The sequence below is a fragment of the Streptomyces roseoviridis genome, from assembly GCF_039535235.1.
GTDB lineage: Bacteria > Actinomycetota > Actinomycetes > Streptomycetales > Streptomycetaceae > Streptomyces > Streptomyces roseoviridis.
Window position 1 is genome coordinate 1,949,566 of the sequence record NZ_BAAAWU010000001.1, and the last position, 16,237, is coordinate 1,965,802.

General features: G+C 72.2%; 15 protein-coding genes. 4 read left to right on the top strand and 11 right to left on the bottom strand.

The features are described 5' to 3' along the window. Positions 1-22 precede the first annotated feature (22 nt). From ABD954_RS08675 to rimP, 5 genes are all read right to left on the bottom strand, one after another. Positions 23-316, bottom strand: a complete 294-nt coding sequence (locus ABD954_RS08675) for a DUF503 domain-containing protein (RefSeq protein WP_345485252.1) — start codon at positions 314-316, stop codon at positions 23-25. 141 nt (positions 317-457) lie between these two features. Next, complete coding sequence (gene infB / locus ABD954_RS08680) at positions 458-3,517, bottom strand: translation initiation factor IF-2 (protein ID WP_345485254.1); 3,060 nt, start codon at positions 3,515-3,517, stop codon at positions 458-460. A gap of 160 nt (positions 3,518-3,677) precedes the next feature. Next, positions 3,678-3,956: a YlxR family protein gene (locus ABD954_RS08685; RefSeq protein ID WP_345485256.1), complete on the bottom strand. Its 279-nt coding sequence runs from the start codon at positions 3,954-3,956 to the stop codon at positions 3,678-3,680. A 72-nt stretch (positions 3,957-4,028) separates the two neighbouring features. Next, positions 4,029-5,027 (bottom strand): transcription termination factor NusA, encoded by a 999-nt coding sequence (nusA, locus tag ABD954_RS08690; protein ID WP_345485258.1) that lies wholly within the window; start codon positions 5,025-5,027, stop codon positions 4,029-4,031. A 2-nt stretch (positions 5,028-5,029) separates the two neighbouring features. Then, entirely contained in the window at positions 5,030-5,536 is a 507-nt protein-coding gene (gene rimP, locus ABD954_RS08695; protein ID WP_345485260.1) for a ribosome maturation factor RimP, read from the bottom strand. A gap of 159 nt (positions 5,537-5,695) precedes the next feature. On the opposite strand from rimP, the gene ABD954_RS08700 reads away from it, so the two are divergent. Genes ABD954_RS08700 through ABD954_RS08715 form a run of 4 tightly spaced genes read left to right on the top strand, consistent with a single transcriptional unit; the run spans position 5,696 to position 8,551 of the window. After that, positions 5,696-6,274, top strand: coding sequence for a hypothetical protein (locus tag ABD954_RS08700; RefSeq protein ID WP_345485262.1), 579 nt, complete (start codon positions 5,696-5,698; stop codon positions 6,272-6,274). Then, on the top strand, positions 6,271-6,687 hold the full coding sequence (locus tag ABD954_RS08705) for a ferritin-like domain-containing protein (RefSeq protein ID WP_345485264.1): 417 nt from the start codon (positions 6,271-6,273) through the stop codon (positions 6,685-6,687). Before ABD954_RS08700 ends, ABD954_RS08705 begins: the two co-directional genes overlap by 4 nt. Positions 6,688-6,712: 25 nt before the next feature. Further along, positions 6,713-7,597, top strand: coding sequence for an aminoglycoside phosphotransferase family protein (locus tag ABD954_RS08710; RefSeq protein WP_345485266.1), 885 nt, complete (start codon positions 6,713-6,715; stop codon positions 7,595-7,597). A gap of 39 nt (positions 7,598-7,636) precedes the next feature. Beyond that, a complete protein-coding gene (locus ABD954_RS08715) occupies positions 7,637-8,551 on the top strand; it encodes a slipin family protein (RefSeq protein WP_345485268.1) in 915 nt (304 codons plus the stop codon). 516 nt (positions 8,552-9,067) lie between these two features. Here the strand turns inward: ABD954_RS08715 and ABD954_RS08720 are convergent. From ABD954_RS08720 to dxr, 6 genes are all read right to left on the bottom strand, one after another. After that, a complete protein-coding gene (locus ABD954_RS08720; RefSeq protein WP_345485270.1) occupies positions 9,068-10,768 on the bottom strand; it encodes a proline--tRNA ligase in 1,701 nt (566 codons plus the stop codon). Positions 10,769-10,839: 71 nt separating this feature from the next. Next, positions 10,840-11,397: a GNAT family N-acetyltransferase gene (locus ABD954_RS08725; RefSeq protein ID WP_345485272.1), complete on the bottom strand. Its 558-nt coding sequence runs from the start codon at positions 11,395-11,397 to the stop codon at positions 10,840-10,842. A 33-nt stretch (positions 11,398-11,430) separates the two neighbouring features. Then, positions 11,431-12,276: a GNAT family N-acetyltransferase gene (locus ABD954_RS08730; RefSeq protein WP_345485273.1), complete on the bottom strand. Its 846-nt coding sequence runs from the start codon at positions 12,274-12,276 to the stop codon at positions 11,431-11,433. A 132-nt stretch (positions 12,277-12,408) separates the two neighbouring features. After that, positions 12,409-13,566: a flavodoxin-dependent (E)-4-hydroxy-3-methylbut-2-enyl-diphosphate synthase gene (gene ispG / locus ABD954_RS08735; protein WP_345485275.1), complete on the bottom strand. Its 1,158-nt coding sequence runs from the start codon at positions 13,564-13,566 to the stop codon at positions 12,409-12,411. A 103-nt stretch (positions 13,567-13,669) separates the two neighbouring features. Further along, positions 13,670-14,974: a M50 family metallopeptidase gene (locus ABD954_RS08740; RefSeq protein WP_345485277.1), complete on the bottom strand. Its 1,305-nt coding sequence runs from the start codon at positions 14,972-14,974 to the stop codon at positions 13,670-13,672. Further along, complete coding sequence (gene dxr / locus ABD954_RS08745; RefSeq protein ID WP_345485279.1) at positions 14,971-16,221, bottom strand: 1-deoxy-D-xylulose-5-phosphate reductoisomerase; 1,251 nt, start codon at positions 16,219-16,221, stop codon at positions 14,971-14,973. The genes ABD954_RS08740 and dxr overlap by 4 nt, the downstream gene beginning before the upstream one ends. Positions 16,222-16,237: the final 16 nt, after the last annotated feature.

Here is a 16,237-nt window from a genome sequence, read left to right on the forward strand (position 1 = left end):
TCTCCTTCTTTGCCTTGCTCATTCAGTCTTCATCAGTGTGGAGTCTGCGGCGCACCGACAGCAGCTCCACCTCGGGCCGGGCCGCGACCAGCCGCTCACAGCGGTCGAGCACGTCCGACACGAACCCCGCGTCCCCGGCGACCAGCGCGACCCCGACACGGGCTCTGCGGTGGAGGTCCTGGTCGCCCACCTCGGCCGCGCTCACGGAGAACTTGCGCTGGAGCTCGGCGACGATGGGCCGGACGACGGAGCGTTTCTCCTTCAACGAATGAACGTCGCCGAGGAGCAGATCGAAGGACAGGGTCCCCACGTACATGCGGTGCCGGATGTCCCGCCGGTTCGGGTTCGACGGCCTGCCGGGCGACGGCCCGGCAGGAACATCAAAACCGTACACGCAACGGCCGGGGCCGATCGACGGAAATACTCCGCCGACCGGCCCCGGTCCTCGCGCTGTGCGTTACGAGCGCGGCTTCTCGCGCATCTCGTAGGTCGCGATGACGTCGTCGACCTTGATGTCGTTGAAGTTTCCGAGGTTGATACCGCCCTCGAAGCCTTCGCGGATCTCGGTGACGTCGTCCTTGAAGCGGCGCAGACCCTCGATGTTGAGGTTCTCGGCCACGACCTTGCCGTCGCGGATGAGGCGCGCCTTGGTGTTGCGCCTGACCTCGCCGGAGCGGATGAGGACACCGGCGATGTTGCCCAGCTTGGACGAGCGGAAGACCTCGCGGATCTCCGCCGTACCGAGCTCGACCTCTTCGTACTCCGGCTTGAGGAGGCCCTTGAGCGCCGCCTCGATCTCCTCGATCGCCTGGTAGATGACCGAGTAGTACCGGACGTCGACGCCCTCGCGCTCCGCCATCTGCGCGGCACGGCCGGCCGCGCGGACGTTGTAGCCGATGACGATGGCGTCGGAGCCCATGGCCAGGTCGATGTCGGACTCGGTGACCGCACCCACACCGCGGTGCAGGACGCGGATGTCGACCTCTTCACCGACGTCGAGCTGGAGCAGCGAGGACTCGAGGGCCTCGACCGCACCGGACGCGTCGCCCTTGATGATGAGGTTGAGTTCCTGGACCTGGCCGGCCTTGAGCACCTTGTCGAGGTCCTCGAGGGACACCCGGCGGACGCGCTTGGCGAAGGCGGCGTTGCGCTCCCGCGCGGCGCGCTTCTCGGCGATCTGGCGGGCCGTGCGGTCCTCGTCGACGACGAGGAAGTTGTCGCCGGCGCCCGGGACGTTGGTGAGACCCAGGACCAGGACCGGAGTCGACGGGGTCGCCTCCTCGACGTTGTTGCCCTTGTCGTCGAGCATGGCCCGGACACGGCCGTACGCGTCGCCGACGACCATCGTGTCGCCGATGCGCAGCGTGCCGCGCTGGACGAGGACGGTCGAGACCGCACCGCGGCCGCGGTCGAGGTGGGACTCGATCGCGATGCCCTGCGCGTCCTGGTTCGGGTTGGCCCGCAGGTCCAGGGCGGCGTCGGCGGTCAGGACGACCGCCTCGAGCAGCTTGTCGATGTTCAGGCCCTGCTTGGCGGAGATGTCGACGAACATGGTGTCGCCGCCGTACTCCTCCGCGACCAGACCGAACTCGGTCAGCTGACCGCGCACCTTGGTCGGGTCCGCGCCCTCGACGTCGATCTTGTTGACCGCGACCACGATCGGCACGTCGGCCGCCTTGGCGTGGTTCAGCGCCTCGATCGTCTGGGGCATCACACCGTCGTTGGCCGCCACCACGAGGATCGCGATGTCGGTCGACTTCGCACCACGGGCACGCATGGCGGTGAACGCCTCGTGACCCGGGGTGTCGATGAAGGTGATGGCCCGGTCCTCGTCGTTGACGCGGGTGGCGACCTGGTAGGCACCGATGTGCTGGGTGATGCCACCGGCCTCGCCCGCGACCACGTTGGTCTTGCGGATGGCGTCGAGGAGTCGGGTCTTACCGTGGTCGACGTGACCCATGACGGTCACGACCGGCGGACGGGAGACGAGCTCTTCCTCGCCGCCCTCGTCCTCGCCGAACTCGATGTCGAAGGACTCGAGCAGCTCACGGTCCTCCTCCTCCGGCGAGACGATCTGAACGGTGTAGTTCATCTCGTCGCCGAGGAGCTGCAGCGTCTCGTCGGAGACGGACTGCGTGGCCGTGACCATCTCGCCGAGGTTCATCATGACCGCGACGAGCGACGCCGGGTTGGCGTTGATCTTCTCCGCGAAGTCGGTGAGGGACGCACCGCGCGACAGGCGAATGGTCTCGCCGTTGCCGCGAGGCAGCATCACGCCGCCCACGGACGGGGCCTGCATGGCCTCGTACTCCTGGCGCCTCTGCCGCTTCGACTTGCGACCGCGACGCGCGGGACCGCCGGGACGACCGAAGGCGCCCTGCGTGCCACCACGGCCACCCGGGCCGCCGGGACGGCCGCCGAAGCCGCCGGGACGACCGCCGAAGCCGCCGCCACCGCCGCCGGGACCACCCGGGCGACCGCCGCCGCCACCGGGACCGCCGGGACGGCCGGCGAAGCCGCCGCCACCGCCGCCGGGACCGGCCGGACGACCGGCGAAGCCGGGACGACCGCCGCCGCCGGGACCGCCGGGACGGCCGCCGGGGCCACCCGGGCCACGGCCGCCGGGGCCCGGACGCGGGCCGGCAGCGGGACGCTGCGGCATCATGCCCGGGTTCGGACGGTTGCCGCCGGGCGCGCCGCCCGGACGGGGAGCCTGCGGACGGGGCATGCCACCGGGGGTCGGTCGCGCACCCTGGCCCTGCGGACGCGGGGCGCCGGGCACGGAGCCGGGACCCTGCGGACGCGGAGCGCCCGGAACGGCGCCCTGGCCGCCGGGACGCGGCGCGCCGCCACCCGGACGGGGCGTCTGGGGACGCGCCATGCCGGTGGAGCCACCGGAGGTGAAGGGGTTGTTGCCCGGACGGGGACCGGCCGGACGGGCACCCGGACGCGGGGCCTGCTGGCCGCCGGGACGGGGAGCCTGCTGACCGGGGCGCGGGGCCTGCTGGCCCGGGCGGGCGCCGGTCGGGCGCGGACCGGGGGCCGCGCCGGGGCGCGGACCGGCGGCCGGGGCCGACGGAGGCGCGGTGAACTCCGGGGTGGTCGGAGCCGGGGCGGCGGGCGCCGGCTTGGGCGCGGCCGCGGGCTTCGGACCCGGGGTGGGACGGGGGCCCGGGGCGGCGGGGGCCGCTGCGGGCTTCTCGGCAGCCGCGGGCTTGGGCGCCGGGGTGGGCGCGCCAGGCTTCGGGGCAGCCGGACGTGCGGCCTGCGCCGGGGAGGGCGCGGGGGCCGGCTTGGGGGCGGGCGTCGCCTTGCGGGGCGCACCCGGCTTCGCAGCGGTCTTGCCGGCGTTGCCGCCGGGACCCTGCAGTGCATCAGTCAACTTGCGCACGACCGGCGCCTCGATCGTCGAGGACGCCGAACGGACGAACTCACCGAGTTCTTGGAGCTTGGCCATGACGACCTTGCTCTCCACACCGAACTCCTTGGCGAGTTCGTATACCCGGACCTTAGCCACTTCGCTCCTTTGAGGTCCGGTTACCGCCGGACCGTCGCTACTTCATGGGCGTACTCATCGCGTACTCATCGAGTGCTCATCGCAATCTCGACCTACTTCCAACTCGCGAGGTACCTGACCGCACGGTGTTCCGTGCCGTACTTCTTCGTGCCGTACATCTCTACGGTGCCGCCTGCTCGACGTCTTCGCGAAGCGCCGTCGTGTCGAGCGGACCCTGGACCCTGAAGGCCCTCGGGAACGCCCGGCGACGCACCGCCAGGTCGAGACAGACCGAGGCGGGGTGCAGATAAGCACCCCGGCCGGGCAGCGTACCGCGATGATCCGGAACGCACTCGTCCTTATTCATCACGATCCGCAGCAGATCGCTCTTGGCCGCTCGCTCCCGGCATCCCACACAGGTTCGCTCAGGGCACGCGCGGGCATGCGTCCGGCCAGACACGCTTAAGTCTACCTCCCCGTACCGACCTCACCCGTTCGGGGCAAAAATCGAACAGTCGTTGGCCAAAAAGAATCAGTGAGCCGCGTCGTCCGGCTGCTCGGTGTCGGGGCGGATGTCGATCCGCCAGCCGGTGAGCCGCGCGGCCAGCCGGGCGTTCTGGCCCTCCTTGCCGATGGCCAGCGACAGCTGGTAGTCGGGCACCGTCACCCGGGCCGAACGGGCGGCCAGGTCGACGATCTCGACCTTGGAGACCCGCGCCGGGGACAGGGCGTTCGCCACCATCTCGGCCGGGTCGTCCGACCAGTCGACGATGTCGATCTTCTCGCCGAGCAGCTCCGCCATCACGTTGCGCACCCGGCTGCCCATGGGGCCGATGCAGGCGCCCTTGGCGTTCAGGCCCGAACGGGTGGAACGGACGGCGATCTTGGTGCGGTGACCGGCCTCACGGGCGATGGCGGCGATCTCGACGGAACCGTCGGCGATCTCCGGCACCTCCAGGGCGAAGAGCTTCTTCACCAGATTGGGGTGGGTGCGCGAGAGGGTGACGGACGGGCCGCGGACGCCCTTGGCCACCCGTACGACGTACGTGCGCAGCCGCAGGCCGTGCGTGTACTCCTCGCCGGGCACCTGCTCCTGCACCGGCAGGATGGCCTCCAGCTTGTCGTCGAGCTTGACCAGGACGTTCTTCGGGTCCTTGCCCTGCTGCACCTGGCCGGCCACGATGTCGCCCTCGCGGCGGGCGTACTCGCCGAAGGTGACGTCGTTCTCGGCGTCCCGCAGCCGCTGCTGGATGACCTGGCGGGCGGTGCTCGCCGCAATCCGGCCGAAGTCCGACGGCGTGTCGTCGAACTCCTTCGGCTGCTGCCCCTCCTCCAGCTCGGAGGGGTCCTCCTTCGCCCACACCGTCACGTGACCGGTGCTCTTGTCCAGCTCCACGCGCGCGTGGCGGCGGGCGTCGGGGGTGCGGTGGTACGCGATGAGGAGGGCCGACTCGATCGCCTCGACCAGCATCTCGAAGGAGATTTCCTTCTCCTGTGCCAAGCCCTTCAGGAGCTTCACGTCGATGTCCACGGCTACGCCTCCTCTTCCTTCTTGTCCTTGCGGTTGAACTCGATCTCGACACGCGCCTTCGCGATCTCGGCGAACTCCACGCGGCGGGCGGTGGCCTTGCGGCCCTTCACGCCCGGCACCTCGGTGTCCAGACCGTCCTCGTCCACGGCGACGATGCGGGTGACGACCTCGCCGCCGCCCGCCTCCGGGGTCAGCTGCAGCTTGACGAGGCGGCCGGTGGCGCGCACGTAGTGGCGGTGCTGGGTGAGAGGGCGGTCGGCGCCCGGCGAGCTGACTTCGAGGACGTACTCGCCCTCGCCCATCGCGTCGGTCTCGTCCAGCTTCTCGGAGATCACGCGGCTCAGCTCGGCACAGGCGTCCAGCTCGACGCCCTCGTCCGAATCGACGATGACCCTCAGCAGTCCGCGGCGGCCGGCCCGGGACACCTCGATCTCTTCGAGGTCGAGGTCCTTCGCGTGAACGAGCGGCTCCAGAAGACCGCGCAGCCGTTCGCTCTGGGTGGTGCTCATCCGGGTGACTCCTCGGCCGCGTGTGCTGTTGTGGGTTCGTCGCGTGTCAGATCAAAGGGTATCCGGTCCAGGAGGGTGTTGCCGTCCACCTGGCCGGGGGCCGCGGGTACGCTCGCCTGCGGTGATCTTCGAGTGATTCGAACACGCGAGGGAGTAGGCGTGACGACAGTGGGCAGGCGCGCGCTCCTCGCGGCGGGCGCGGCGACGACCCTCGCGGGCTGTACGTCCGGCCGCAACGACGGCCCGAGGAAGCCGGACGCGGCCGAACGGGCGGCGGCCGCGGAGGCGGCCCTGCGCGCCCGCTCGGCGCACACCAGCCGGGACCTGCTGCTCCGGTACGACGCCGTCCTCTCCGGGCATCCGGTGCTCGCCGCCCGGCTGGCGCCGCTGCGGGCCTCGGTGGCGGCCCACGTGAAGGCCCTGGGCGAGGACGGCACGGGCCCGGCCCCGGGCTCCTCCGCGTCCGCCGCCCCCGCCGCCCCGGACTCCGCCGCCCCCTCCGGCTCTCCGTCGCCGTCCCGGTCGCTCGCCTTCGTCCGCGTACCGGCCGACCCGGAGGCGGCGCTGAAGACGCTCGCCACCGCCGAACGGGCGGCCGCCGACGCCCACACGGCCGCGCTCCTGACCGCGCCGCCCGAGTACGCCCGGCTGCTCGCCTCCGTCGCGGCCTCCGGGGCGGCCCACGCCTTCCTGCTGACCGCTGCGACGACCGCTCCGACCGAAGGGGGCCGGGGATGACGGCGCTCGACGCGGCCCAGGCCGCACTCGCCGCCGAACACGCCGCCGTGTACGGCTACGGGGTCGTCGGCGCCCGCGTCGGCGAGGAACGGCGCCCGGAGGCCACCGCCGCCTACGAGGCCCACCGCGCTCGGCGCGACGCGCTGCGCCGCACGGTACGGGACCTGGGCGGCGAGCCGGTCGCCGCGGCCGCCGGTTACGCGCTGCCGTTCCCGGTGCCGGACGGCGCCGCCGCCGTCCGCCTCGCGGCCGTCCTGGAGGACCGGGTCGCGGGCGTCTACTCGGACCTGGTGCGCTCCGCCGACGGGGCGCTGCGCCGGGACGCGGCGTCCGCGCTGCGCGAGGCGGCGGTGCGGGCGGTCCGCTGGCGCGGCACCGACGTAACCTTTCCTGGGCTCGCCGAACGGGCCTGAGCCGAGCCGAAGGAACAACGCACGCATGGGTTTCGAACCGCCGCAGCGACTGGTGCGGGCTCTCCGCGAGACGTACGGGGACGCTGCCGCGGCCGGATGGCTCGACGAGCTCCCGGAGCTCACCCGGGACACCCTGGAACACACCGGGCTCGCCGCCGAACGGGTGATCGCCCCCGGCGGGCGCAGCAGCCTCGTCGTCCTCGTCCCCGGCGCCGTCGTGAAGATCGCGCCCGGATTCACCCGTCCGGACCTGGAGCGGGACGCGCTCGCCCACTGGAACGGCTGGGGCGCGGTCCGGCTCCTCGACCAGGCACGGGAGGGCGCGCTGCTCCTGGAGCGGCTGCACCCCGACGTCTCACTGCGCTCGCTGCCGGAGGCCAAGGCCCTCCTGGAGGCCGCGGGGACGGTCCGGAAGCTGTGGGTGGAGCCGCCCGCGGGCCACGGCTTCGAGTCGGTCGCCGAGCGGACGGCCCGCCAGGCCGCGGCCATGGACGCCCACCGGGCCGACGCCGAGGCGGGCGAGCTGGTGGCGGCCGCGCTCGCCGCCCGCGCGGAGCTGGTCGCCGGGCCGGCGGAGACGCTGCTGCTGCACGGCTGCTTCCGGCAGGGCAAGGTGCTGGCCGGCGACCGGGCGCCGTGGCTCGCGGTCGGCCCCGATCCCCTGGTCGGCGAGCGCGCCTACGACCTGGCGCGGCTGGTACGGGACCGGGTGGAGGACCTGGTGGCCGGCTCGGCCGGCGCGTCGACGGCCCGGCGCCGGGTGAACAAGCTGGCGGACTCCCTGGAGCTGGACCGGGAGCGGCTGCGCGGCTGGACCCTGTTCCGCGCCGTCGAGTCCGCGACCCGCGCGCTCACGGCGGGCCGGCGGACGGACGCGGAGCTGCTGTTCGAGTTCGCGGGCTGGCTCTAGGGGCATACGCTGGCTCTAACCCTTCCTGAGGGGGCCGTGATGATCGAAGAGCTGTTGATGGCGGCCGCGGGAGCCGGGGCGGCGACCGTGGCGTACGTGGGCGCCGCGGCGCGCGTGGTGAAGCAGTACGAACGGGGCGTGGTGTTCCGCTTCGGGCGGCTGCGCGGTGAGGTCCGCAAGCCCGGCTTCACCATGATCGTTCCCGGCGTGGACCGGCTGCACAAGGTGAACATGCAGATCGTCACGATGCCCGTGCCCGCGCAGGAGGGCATCACCCGGGACAACGTGACGGTGCGGGTGGACGCGGTCGTCTACTTCAAGGTGGTCGACGCGGCCGAGGCGCTGGTGCGGGTGGAGGACTACAAGTTCGCCGTCTCGCAGATGGCGCAGACCTCGCTGCGGTCGATCATCGGCAAGAGCGACCTCGACGACCTGCTGTCGAACCGGGAGAAGCTCAACCAGGGGCTGGAGCTGATGCTGGACTCGCCGGCGATCGGGTGGGGCGTGCAGATCGACCGGGTCGAGATCAAGGACGTCTCGCTGCCGGAGACCATGAAGCGGTCGATGGCCCGGCAGGCGGAGGCTGACCGGGAGCGGCGGGCGCGGCTGATCAACGCGGACGCGGAGCTGCAGGCGTCGAAGAAGCTGGCGGAGGCGGCGCACCAGATGGCGGAGGCGCCGTCCGCGCTGCAGCTGCGGCTGCTGCAGACGGTCATGGCGGTCGCCGCCGAGAAGAACTCGACGCTGGTCCTGCCGATTCCGGTGGAGCTGCTGCGGTTCCTGGAGCGGGCGGCACCCGCCGGGCCGGGGCCGGCCCAGCACCACGCGTACCACGAACCTACGGTGCCGCCGCGCAGCGACGCGTACACGGCGGGCCGGGCGGCGGCCCAGGACGCGATCGAGGACCTGACGGGCACGTCGGTGGAACCGGCCCCGCACGAGGACGGCGGCTGAGGGGTCCCTGGCGGGACGGGGTGCGGGCCTCGGGCTCGTGCCGGGTGCCCGTACAGCTGCGACCTGGGCTCGCGCCCGGCTCCCGTGCGGGCCGCCGCGCACGTGCGTGACCTCCCCACCCCCGTGCGGGCCGTCGCCCCGCCGGGCGCGCTGCCGCTGCTCCTCCGTGGAGGGCCTGCGACCCCCTGGAATGGTGCCCTTCACCGACCTCCGTTGTGGGCATGTGTCCCGCTGGGGCCCCAGCGGGACACATGCCCACAACGGGAGTGCTGAGGGTGTGCTCCGCCCGGTGAACCGGCCGAGGCGTCCCGCAACGAGCACGCCCCGCGCCGGGCGGGCGGCGCCCGGCAGGGCAGGAAGCGCACGGCGACGCCGCACGCGCGCCGAGCGCGGGTGGGCACCGCGGTCGCCGGCTGGAGGCCGCACCGGCCCGCGGTGGGGCCGCCCGGGGCACCGTCCCCGGTGAGGGGCGGGGCCCACGAGGCGATGCCCCGCCGCGTACGCGGAGCCGGGCCGTCAGGCGCTGAGGCGGGCGATGGCCTCGTCGACCGTCAGTTCCTCGCGCTCGCCGGTCCGGCGGTCCTTCAGCTCGAGGACGCCCTCGGCCGCGCGGCGGCCCGCGACGAGGATCTTGGGGACGCCGATGAGCTCCGAGTCGGTGAACTTGACGCCCGGGGAGACACCGGCGCGGTCGTCGACGAGGACGCGCAGGCCCGCGGCGGAGAGCCTGTCGGAGACCTCCAGGGCCAGCTCGGTCTGGAGGGCCTTGCCGGCGGCGACGACGTGGACGTCGGCCGGGGCGACCTCGGCGGGCCAGCACAGGCCCTTGTCGTCGGCGGTCTGCTCGGCGAGCGCGGCGACGGCGCGGGAGACGCCGATGCCGTACGAGCCCATGGTGACGCGGACCGGCTTGCCGTTCTGGCCGAGGACGTCGAGCTTGAGCGCGTCGGCGTACTTGCGGCCCAGCTGGAAGATGTGGCCGATCTCGATGGCGCGGTCCAGCTTCAGGCCGGTGCCGCACTTCGGGCAGGGGTCGCCCTCCTCGACGACGACGACGTCCACGTACTCCTCGACCTCGAAGTCACGTCCGGCGACGACGTTCTTCGTGTGCGTGCCCTCCTTGTTGGCGCCGGTGATCCACGCGGTGCCGGGCGCGACGCGCGGGTCGGCGACGTACTTCACCTTGTCGAGGCCCTGCGGGCCGACGTAGCCGCGGACGAGGTCACGGCGCTCGGCGAAGTCGGCCTCGGTGACCATCTCGACGGCCGCGGGGGCGAAGTGCGCCTCGACCTTGCCCAGGTCGACCTCGCGGTCGCCGGGCACGCCCACGGCGACGATCTCGCCGTCGACCTTCACCAGGAGGTTCTTGAGCGTCGCGGAGGCCGGCACGCCGAGCGAGGCGGCCAGGGTCTCGATGGTGGGGGTGTCGGGGGTGGGGATGTCCTCGGCGGCGGGCACACCGGCGGCGTCCACCGGCTTCAGCTCGTAGGAGACCGCCTCCGTGTTGGCGGCGAAGTCGCAGTTCGGGCAGTCGGCGAAGGTGTCCTCGCCGGCCTCGGCCGGGGCGAGGAACTCCTCGGACTTGGAGCCGCCCATCGCGCCCGCCGTGGCGGCGCAGATGCGGTAGTCCAGGCCGAGGCGCTCGAAGACGCGCTGGTAGGCCCGGCGGTGCAGCTCGTAGGAGTGGGCGAGGCCCTCGTCCTCCAGGTCGAAGGAGTACGAGTCCTTCATGAGGAACTCGCGGCCGCGCAGGATGCCGGCGCGGGGGCGGGCCTCGTCGCGGAACTTCGTCTGGATCTGGTAGAGGATCACCGGCAGGTCCTTGTAGGACGAGCACTGGTCCTTCACCAGCAGGGTGAAGATCTCCTCGTGCGTGGGGCCGAGGAGGTAGTCGCCGCCCTTGCGGTCCTGGAGGCGGAACAGCTCGGCGCCGTACTCGTCCCAGCGGCCGGTCGCCTCGTAGGGCTCGCGGGGCAGCAGCGCCGGGAGGGTCACCTCCTGGGCGCCGATGGCGTCCATCTCCTCACGGACGATCCGCTCGACGTTGGCGAGGACCTTCTTGCCGAGGGGCAGCCAGCTCCAGATGCCGGCGGCGGTGCGGCGGACGTAGCCGGCGCGGACGAGGAGCTTGTGGCTGAGGACCTCGGCGTCCGCCGGGTCGTCGCGCAGCGTCTTCGCCATCAACTGGGACATGCGCTGGACCGGTGCGTTGGCCATGGTTCTCGTACTCCTGCCGGGACAAAGGGTGATGGCTAGGAGGTTAGCCGGGCGGCCCCGGGACGGTGAAATCAGTTCCGGGTGCCGGGCGCGCGCCGCAGCGGCAGCGGCGCGCCCATCACCGCGTAGGGGCGGGGCGCGCTGGGGAAGTGGACGCGGCGGGCGAGGTCGGTGTAGCCGAGCGAGCGGTACAGGCCGCGGGCGGGGCTCTCGGTGTCGATGGCGGAGAGGATCGACTTCGGGAGGTCGGAGCCGTCGGTGATGGTGGTGATCAGCGCGCGGCCCACTCCCCTGCCCTGGAAGTCGGGGTGGACGTGCAGCTCGGTGATGACGAAGGCGTCGTGGAGCCAGGCGGCGTGGCCCTCGGAGCGGAGGTACGGCTCGACGACGGTGGACCACCAGTGGGTGCGGTCGTTGGGCATCCCGTAGACGAAGCCGACGAGCCGGTCGTCGGGGGTCGTCGCGGCGAAGGCGCGGGCGCCGAGGCTGAGGAGGTGGCGCAGGACGATGTGGCGGCGTACGGCGACCTCGGTCTCGTCGAGTCCGAAGGCGACGGCCTGTACGGCCAGGGCCTCGTCGACCCGTGCGGCGAGATCGACCGGCGCGATCGCGACCTCGGTGTCATCCATGCGCTCATCCATGCGCCGCACCCTACAAGCCGGTCAGAACAGCACGCTCATGAAGGCGCCGACCTCCTGGAAGCCGACCTTGCGGTAGGCGGCGCGGGCGGGGGTGTTGTAGTCGTTGACGTAGAGGCTGACGACCGGGGCGACGTCGGTGAGCGCGTACTGCAGGACGGCGGCCATGCCGGTCTCGGACAGGCCCTTGCCGCGGTGTTCGGGGGCGACCCAGACGCCCTGGATCTGGCAGGCGTGGCGGGTGGCGGCGCCGATCTCGGCCTTGAAGACGACCTTGCCGTCCTCGATGCGGGCGAAGGAGCGGCCGGCGCCGACGAGCTCGGCGACGCGGGCCTGGTAGAGCAGTCCGCCGTCGCCGGCCATCGGGGAGACGCCGACCTCCTCGGTGAACATGGCCACGCAGGCGGGCATGATCACGTCCATCTCGTCCTTGCGGACGCGGCGGACCAGCGGGTCGGGCGGGACGGTGGCGGACGGTTCCTCGGCGATCATCAGGGGCTGGTGGGCGCGGACGTCGCGGGCGGGGCCCCAGCTGGGTTCGAGGAGGCTCCAGAGCCGGGCGGTGGGTTCGGCGGGGCCGACGATGGAGGAGCAGCGGCGGCCGACGCGGCGGGCCCGGTCGGCGAAGGCGCGGACGGCCTCGGGGGTGGCGCAGATGGGGACGAGGTTGGCGCCGGAGTAGCAGAGCGAGCGCAGGTGCCCGTCGGCGTACCAGCCCCACATCTCGCCGCCGAGGCGCCAGGGGTCGAGGCCGGCGATCTGGACGCGGGCGGCGACGAAGGCGTTCTCGACGGGGGCGCTGTCCAGGACGGCGAGCGCGGCGCCGAGGTCGGCGGGTTCGAGGACCCGCGTCGATGATTGCGTCAACACGTGGGGCCTCACCGTACGGTTCTGCTGGTCCTGGCACTTTACCGCCCCTTCCCGCCCTCGGGGAGGTACGAAAGAAGCCCCTCCCGTGGCGGGAGGGGCTTGTTTCCGTGCTGCGGGGTCCGGCAGGAGGCGTCAGCCGGCGACGGCGACGGTCGGCTCGCCGGAGGCGACGCCGTCCTTCTCCATCTGGTCGGCGATCTTGAGGGCTTCCTCGATGAGGGTCTCGACGATCTTCGACTCGGGGACGGTCTTGATGACCTCGCCCTTGACGAAGATCTGGCCCTTGCCGTTGCCGGAGGCGACGCCGAGGTCGGCCTCGCGGGCCTCGCCGGGGCCGTTGACGACGCAGCCCATGACGGCGACGCGCAGCGGGACGGTCATGCCGTCGAGGCCGGCGGTGACCTCCTCGGCGAGCTTGTAGACGTCGACCTGGGCGCGGCCGCAGGACGGGCAGGAGACGATCTCCAGGCGGCGCTGGCGGAGGTTCAGGGACTCCAGGATCTGGATGCCGACCTTGATCTCCTCGGCCGGCGGGGCGGAGAGGGAGACCCGGATGGTGTCGCCGATGCCCTCGGCGAGCAGGGCGCCGAAGGCGACGGCGGACTTGATGGTGCCCTGGAAGGCGGGGCCGGCCTCGGTGACGCCGAGGTGCAGCGGGTAGTCGCACTGGGCGGCGAGCTGGCGGTAGGCGTTGACCATCACGACCGGGTCGTTGTGCTTGACCGAGATCTTGATGTCCTGGAAGCCGTGCTCCTCGAAGAGGGAGGCTTCCCAGAGGGCGGACTCGACGAGGGCCTCGGGGGTGGCCTTGCCGTACTTCTGGAGCAGGCGGCGGTCGAGGGAGCCGGCGTTGACGCCGATGCGGATCGGGACGCCGGCGTCGCCGGCGGCCTTGGCGATCTCCTTGACCTTGTCGTCGAACTGCTTGATGTTGCCGGGGTTCACCCGGACCGCGGCGCAGCCGGCGTCGATGGCGGCGAAGACGTACTTCGGCTGGAAGTGGATGTCGGCGATGACCGGGATCTGCGACTTCTTCGCGATGATCGGGAGCGCGTCGGCGTCGTCCTGGGTGGGGCAGGCGACGCGCACGATCTGGCAGCCGGAGGCGGTCAGCTCGGCGATCTGCTGCAGCGTGGCGCCGATGTCGGAGGTGCGGGTGGTGGTCATCGACTGCACCGACACCGGGGCGTCGCCGCCGACGGCCACCGACCCGACCTGGATCTGGCGGCTCTTGCGCCGCTCGGCGAGCTTCGTCGGAACGGACGGGATACCGAGAGAGATCGCGGTCATCAGCTGTACAACCCCAAGGTGTGGTTCATCGGGCTCAGGTCTTCGAGATTACCGCCCCGGGGGCGGGCGGCCGGACACAGCACGGGTCCGGCCGCTTGGCGCGTCACGTGAGCTTCACCGGATTGACGATGTCCGCGACGAGGACGAGCAGGGTGAAGCAGACGAAGACGCCCGCCACGACGTAGGCGGCCGGCATCAGCTTGGCCACGTCGAAGGGGCCCGGGTCGGGCCGGCGGAAGATCCGGGCGGTGTTGCGGCGGATCGACTCCCACAGGGCGCCGGCGATGTGGCCGCCGTCGAGCGGGAGCAGCGGGAGCATGTTGAACAGGAACAGCGACACGTTGAACATGACCAGCAGGTTCATGAACCAGACGAGGATGGTCTGGGGCGGCGCGTCGAGGTTCATCAGCTCGCCGCTGAGGCGGGCGGCGCCGACGACGCCGACCGGGGAGTCCTGCTTGCGTTCGCCGTCGCCGAAGGCGGCGTCCCACAGGGCGGGGATCTTGCTCGGCAGGGCGATGACGGACTCGACGCCGGCCTGGAGCTGTTCGGTCATCCGGTCGGTGGCCTGGCCGAAGGTCAGGGGCAGCACCTCGGTCTTCGAGGCGAAGCCGAGGTAGCCGGCGGGGACGGTCTGCAGCGGCTGGACGACCCGGCCGTCGGCGTCCTTCTTGTAGACGTCGTTCTTGATCAGGGTCGGGTGGAGGTCGATCCGCTGCCCGCCGCGCTCGACGGTGACGGTGGCGGGGCCGATGGTGTCGCGGATGTGGTCGGAGAGGGTGTTCCAGTCCGCGACGGGGGTGCCGTTGAAGGCGACGATCCGGTCGCCTTCCTCGAGGCCGGCGGCGTACGCGGGCGAGACCGGGTCTCCGGCCTGGCACCGGTCCCGCTCGGTGGACTGGGCGATGACGCACTTCTGGACGCCGGCGACCTTGGTGGTCTGGGTCTCGAACCCGATCGCCATGGCGCTGCCGAAGAACAGCAGGACGGCGAGCACCAGGTTCATGAAGGGCCCGGCGAACATGACGATGATCCGCTTCCACGGCTTGCGCGTGTAGAAGAGCCGGGACTCGTCGCCGGGCTGGAGCTCCTCGAAGGACGCCTCGCGGGCGTCCTCGATCATGGAGCGCCAGGGGGAGGTGGAGCGGGCCTCGATCCGGCCGTCCTTGCCGGGCGGGAACATGCCGATCATCCGGATGTAGCCGCCGGCCGGGATGGCCTTGATGCCGTACTCCGTCTCGCCCTTCTTCTTCGACCACAGGGTCGGGCCGAAGCCGACCATGTACTGCGGCACCCGGATGCCGAAGAGCTTGGCCGTGGAGAGGTGCCCCAGCTCGTGCCAGGCGATCGAGACGAGGAGTCCCACCGCGAACAGCACGATGCCGAGGAGGGTCAGGAGTGTGGTCATGCGCGCGCCTCCGCGATTGCCTTCGCCGCGAGTTCCCGGGCCCGGGCCCGGGCCCAGGTCTCCGCTTCCAGGACGTCGGACACCGTGAGGGAGGTTCCCGTGGGGCTCCCGTCGTGCTCGGTGACGACTGCGGTGACCGTATCCATGATTCCGTTGAACGGCAGCCTTCCGGCGAGGAAGGCGTCCACGCACTCCTCGTTGGCGGCGTTGAAGACGGCGGGGGCGGTGCCGCCGAGGGTGCCGACGTGCCGGGCCAGGTTGACCGACGGGAAGGCCTCGTCGTCGAGCGGGAAGAACTCCCAGGTGGAGGCGGTGCTCCAGTCGAAGGCGGGGGCCGCGTCCGGGACGCGCTCGGGCCAGCCGATGCCGATGGCGATGGGGCCGCGCATGTCGGGCGGGGTGGCCTGGGCCAGGGTGGAGCCGTCGGTGAACTCCACCATGGAGTGGACGTACGACTGGGGGTGGACGACGACCTCGATCCGGTCGAACGGGATGTCGTAGAGCAGGTGGGCCTCGATGACCTCCAGGCCCTTGTTGACGAGGGTGGCGCTGTTCACCGTGATGACGGGGCCCATGGCCCAGGTGGGGTGGGCGAGCGCGTCCTCGCGGGTGACGCCCTCCAGCTCGGCCCGGGTCCGGCCGCGGAAGGGACCGCCGGAGGCGGTGACCACCAGCTTGCGGACGTCGGCGCGGGTGCCGGCGGCGAGCGCCTGGAAGAGGGCCGCGTGCTCGGAGTCGACCGGGATGATCTGGCCGGGCTTGGCGAGCGCCTTCACCAGCGGGCCGCCGACGATGAGCGACTCCTTGTTGGCGAGCGCGAGCGTCCGGCCGGCCTCCAGGGCGGCGAGGGTGGGCGCCAGGCCGATGGAGCCGGTGATGCCGTTGAGGACGGTGTGGCACGGCGAGGCGGCGAGCTCGGTGGCCGCGTCGGGGCCCGCGAGGAGCTCGGGGAGCGGCTCGGAGCCGTACAGCGCCTTCAGCGCCTCGCGCAGCTCCGGCAGTGCCTCCTCGCGGGCGACGGCGACCGCTTCGACCCTCAGCCGGTGCGCCTGCTCGGCGAGCAGCCCGACGCGGCCGCCGGAGGCGGCGAGGGCGGTGACCCGGAACCGGTCGGGGTTGCGCAGGACCAGGTCGATGGCCTGGGTGCCGATGGACCCGGTGGAGCCGAGGACGACGACGTCCCGGCGGCCTTCGGAGACGTCGAAGGCGATGTGCGGGTCGGCGAGAGGAGAGGGGCGGTCGCTCATGCCCCCCATTCTTGCC

Excerpts from the sequence above, each read along its gene's own strand:
- ABD954_RS08675 (WP_345485252.1), bottom strand. The coding sequence starts at position 316 with ATGTACGTGGGGACCCTGTCCTTCGATCTGCTCCTCGGCGACGTTCAT.
- rimP (WP_345485260.1), bottom strand. The coding sequence starts at position 5,536 with ATGAGCACCACCCAGAGCGAACGGCTGCGCGGTCTTCTGGAGCCGCTC.
- ABD954_RS08705 (WP_345485264.1), top strand. The coding sequence starts at position 6,271 with ATGACGGCGCTCGACGCGGCCCAGGCCGCACTCGCCGCCGAACACGCC.
- ABD954_RS08710 (WP_345485266.1), top strand. The coding sequence starts at position 6,713 with ATGGGTTTCGAACCGCCGCAGCGACTGGTGCGGGCTCTCCGCGAGACG.
- ABD954_RS08715 (WP_345485268.1), top strand. The coding sequence starts at position 7,637 with ATGATCGAAGAGCTGTTGATGGCGGCCGCGGGAGCCGGGGCGGCGACC.
- ABD954_RS08720 (WP_345485270.1), bottom strand. The coding sequence starts at position 10,768 with ATGGCCAACGCACCGGTCCAGCGCATGTCCCAGTTGATGGCGAAGACG.
- ABD954_RS08725 (WP_345485272.1), bottom strand. The coding sequence starts at position 11,397 with ATGGATGACACCGAGGTCGCGATCGCGCCGGTCGATCTCGCCGCACGG.
- ispG (WP_345485275.1), bottom strand. The coding sequence starts at position 13,566 with ATGACCGCGATCTCTCTCGGTATCCCGTCCGTTCCGACGAAGCTCGCC.
- ABD954_RS08740 (WP_345485277.1), bottom strand. The coding sequence starts at position 14,974 with ATGACCACACTCCTGACCCTCCTCGGCATCGTGCTGTTCGCGGTGGGA.
- dxr (WP_345485279.1), bottom strand. The coding sequence starts at position 16,221 with ATGAGCGACCGCCCCTCTCCTCTCGCCGACCCGCACATCGCCTTCGAC.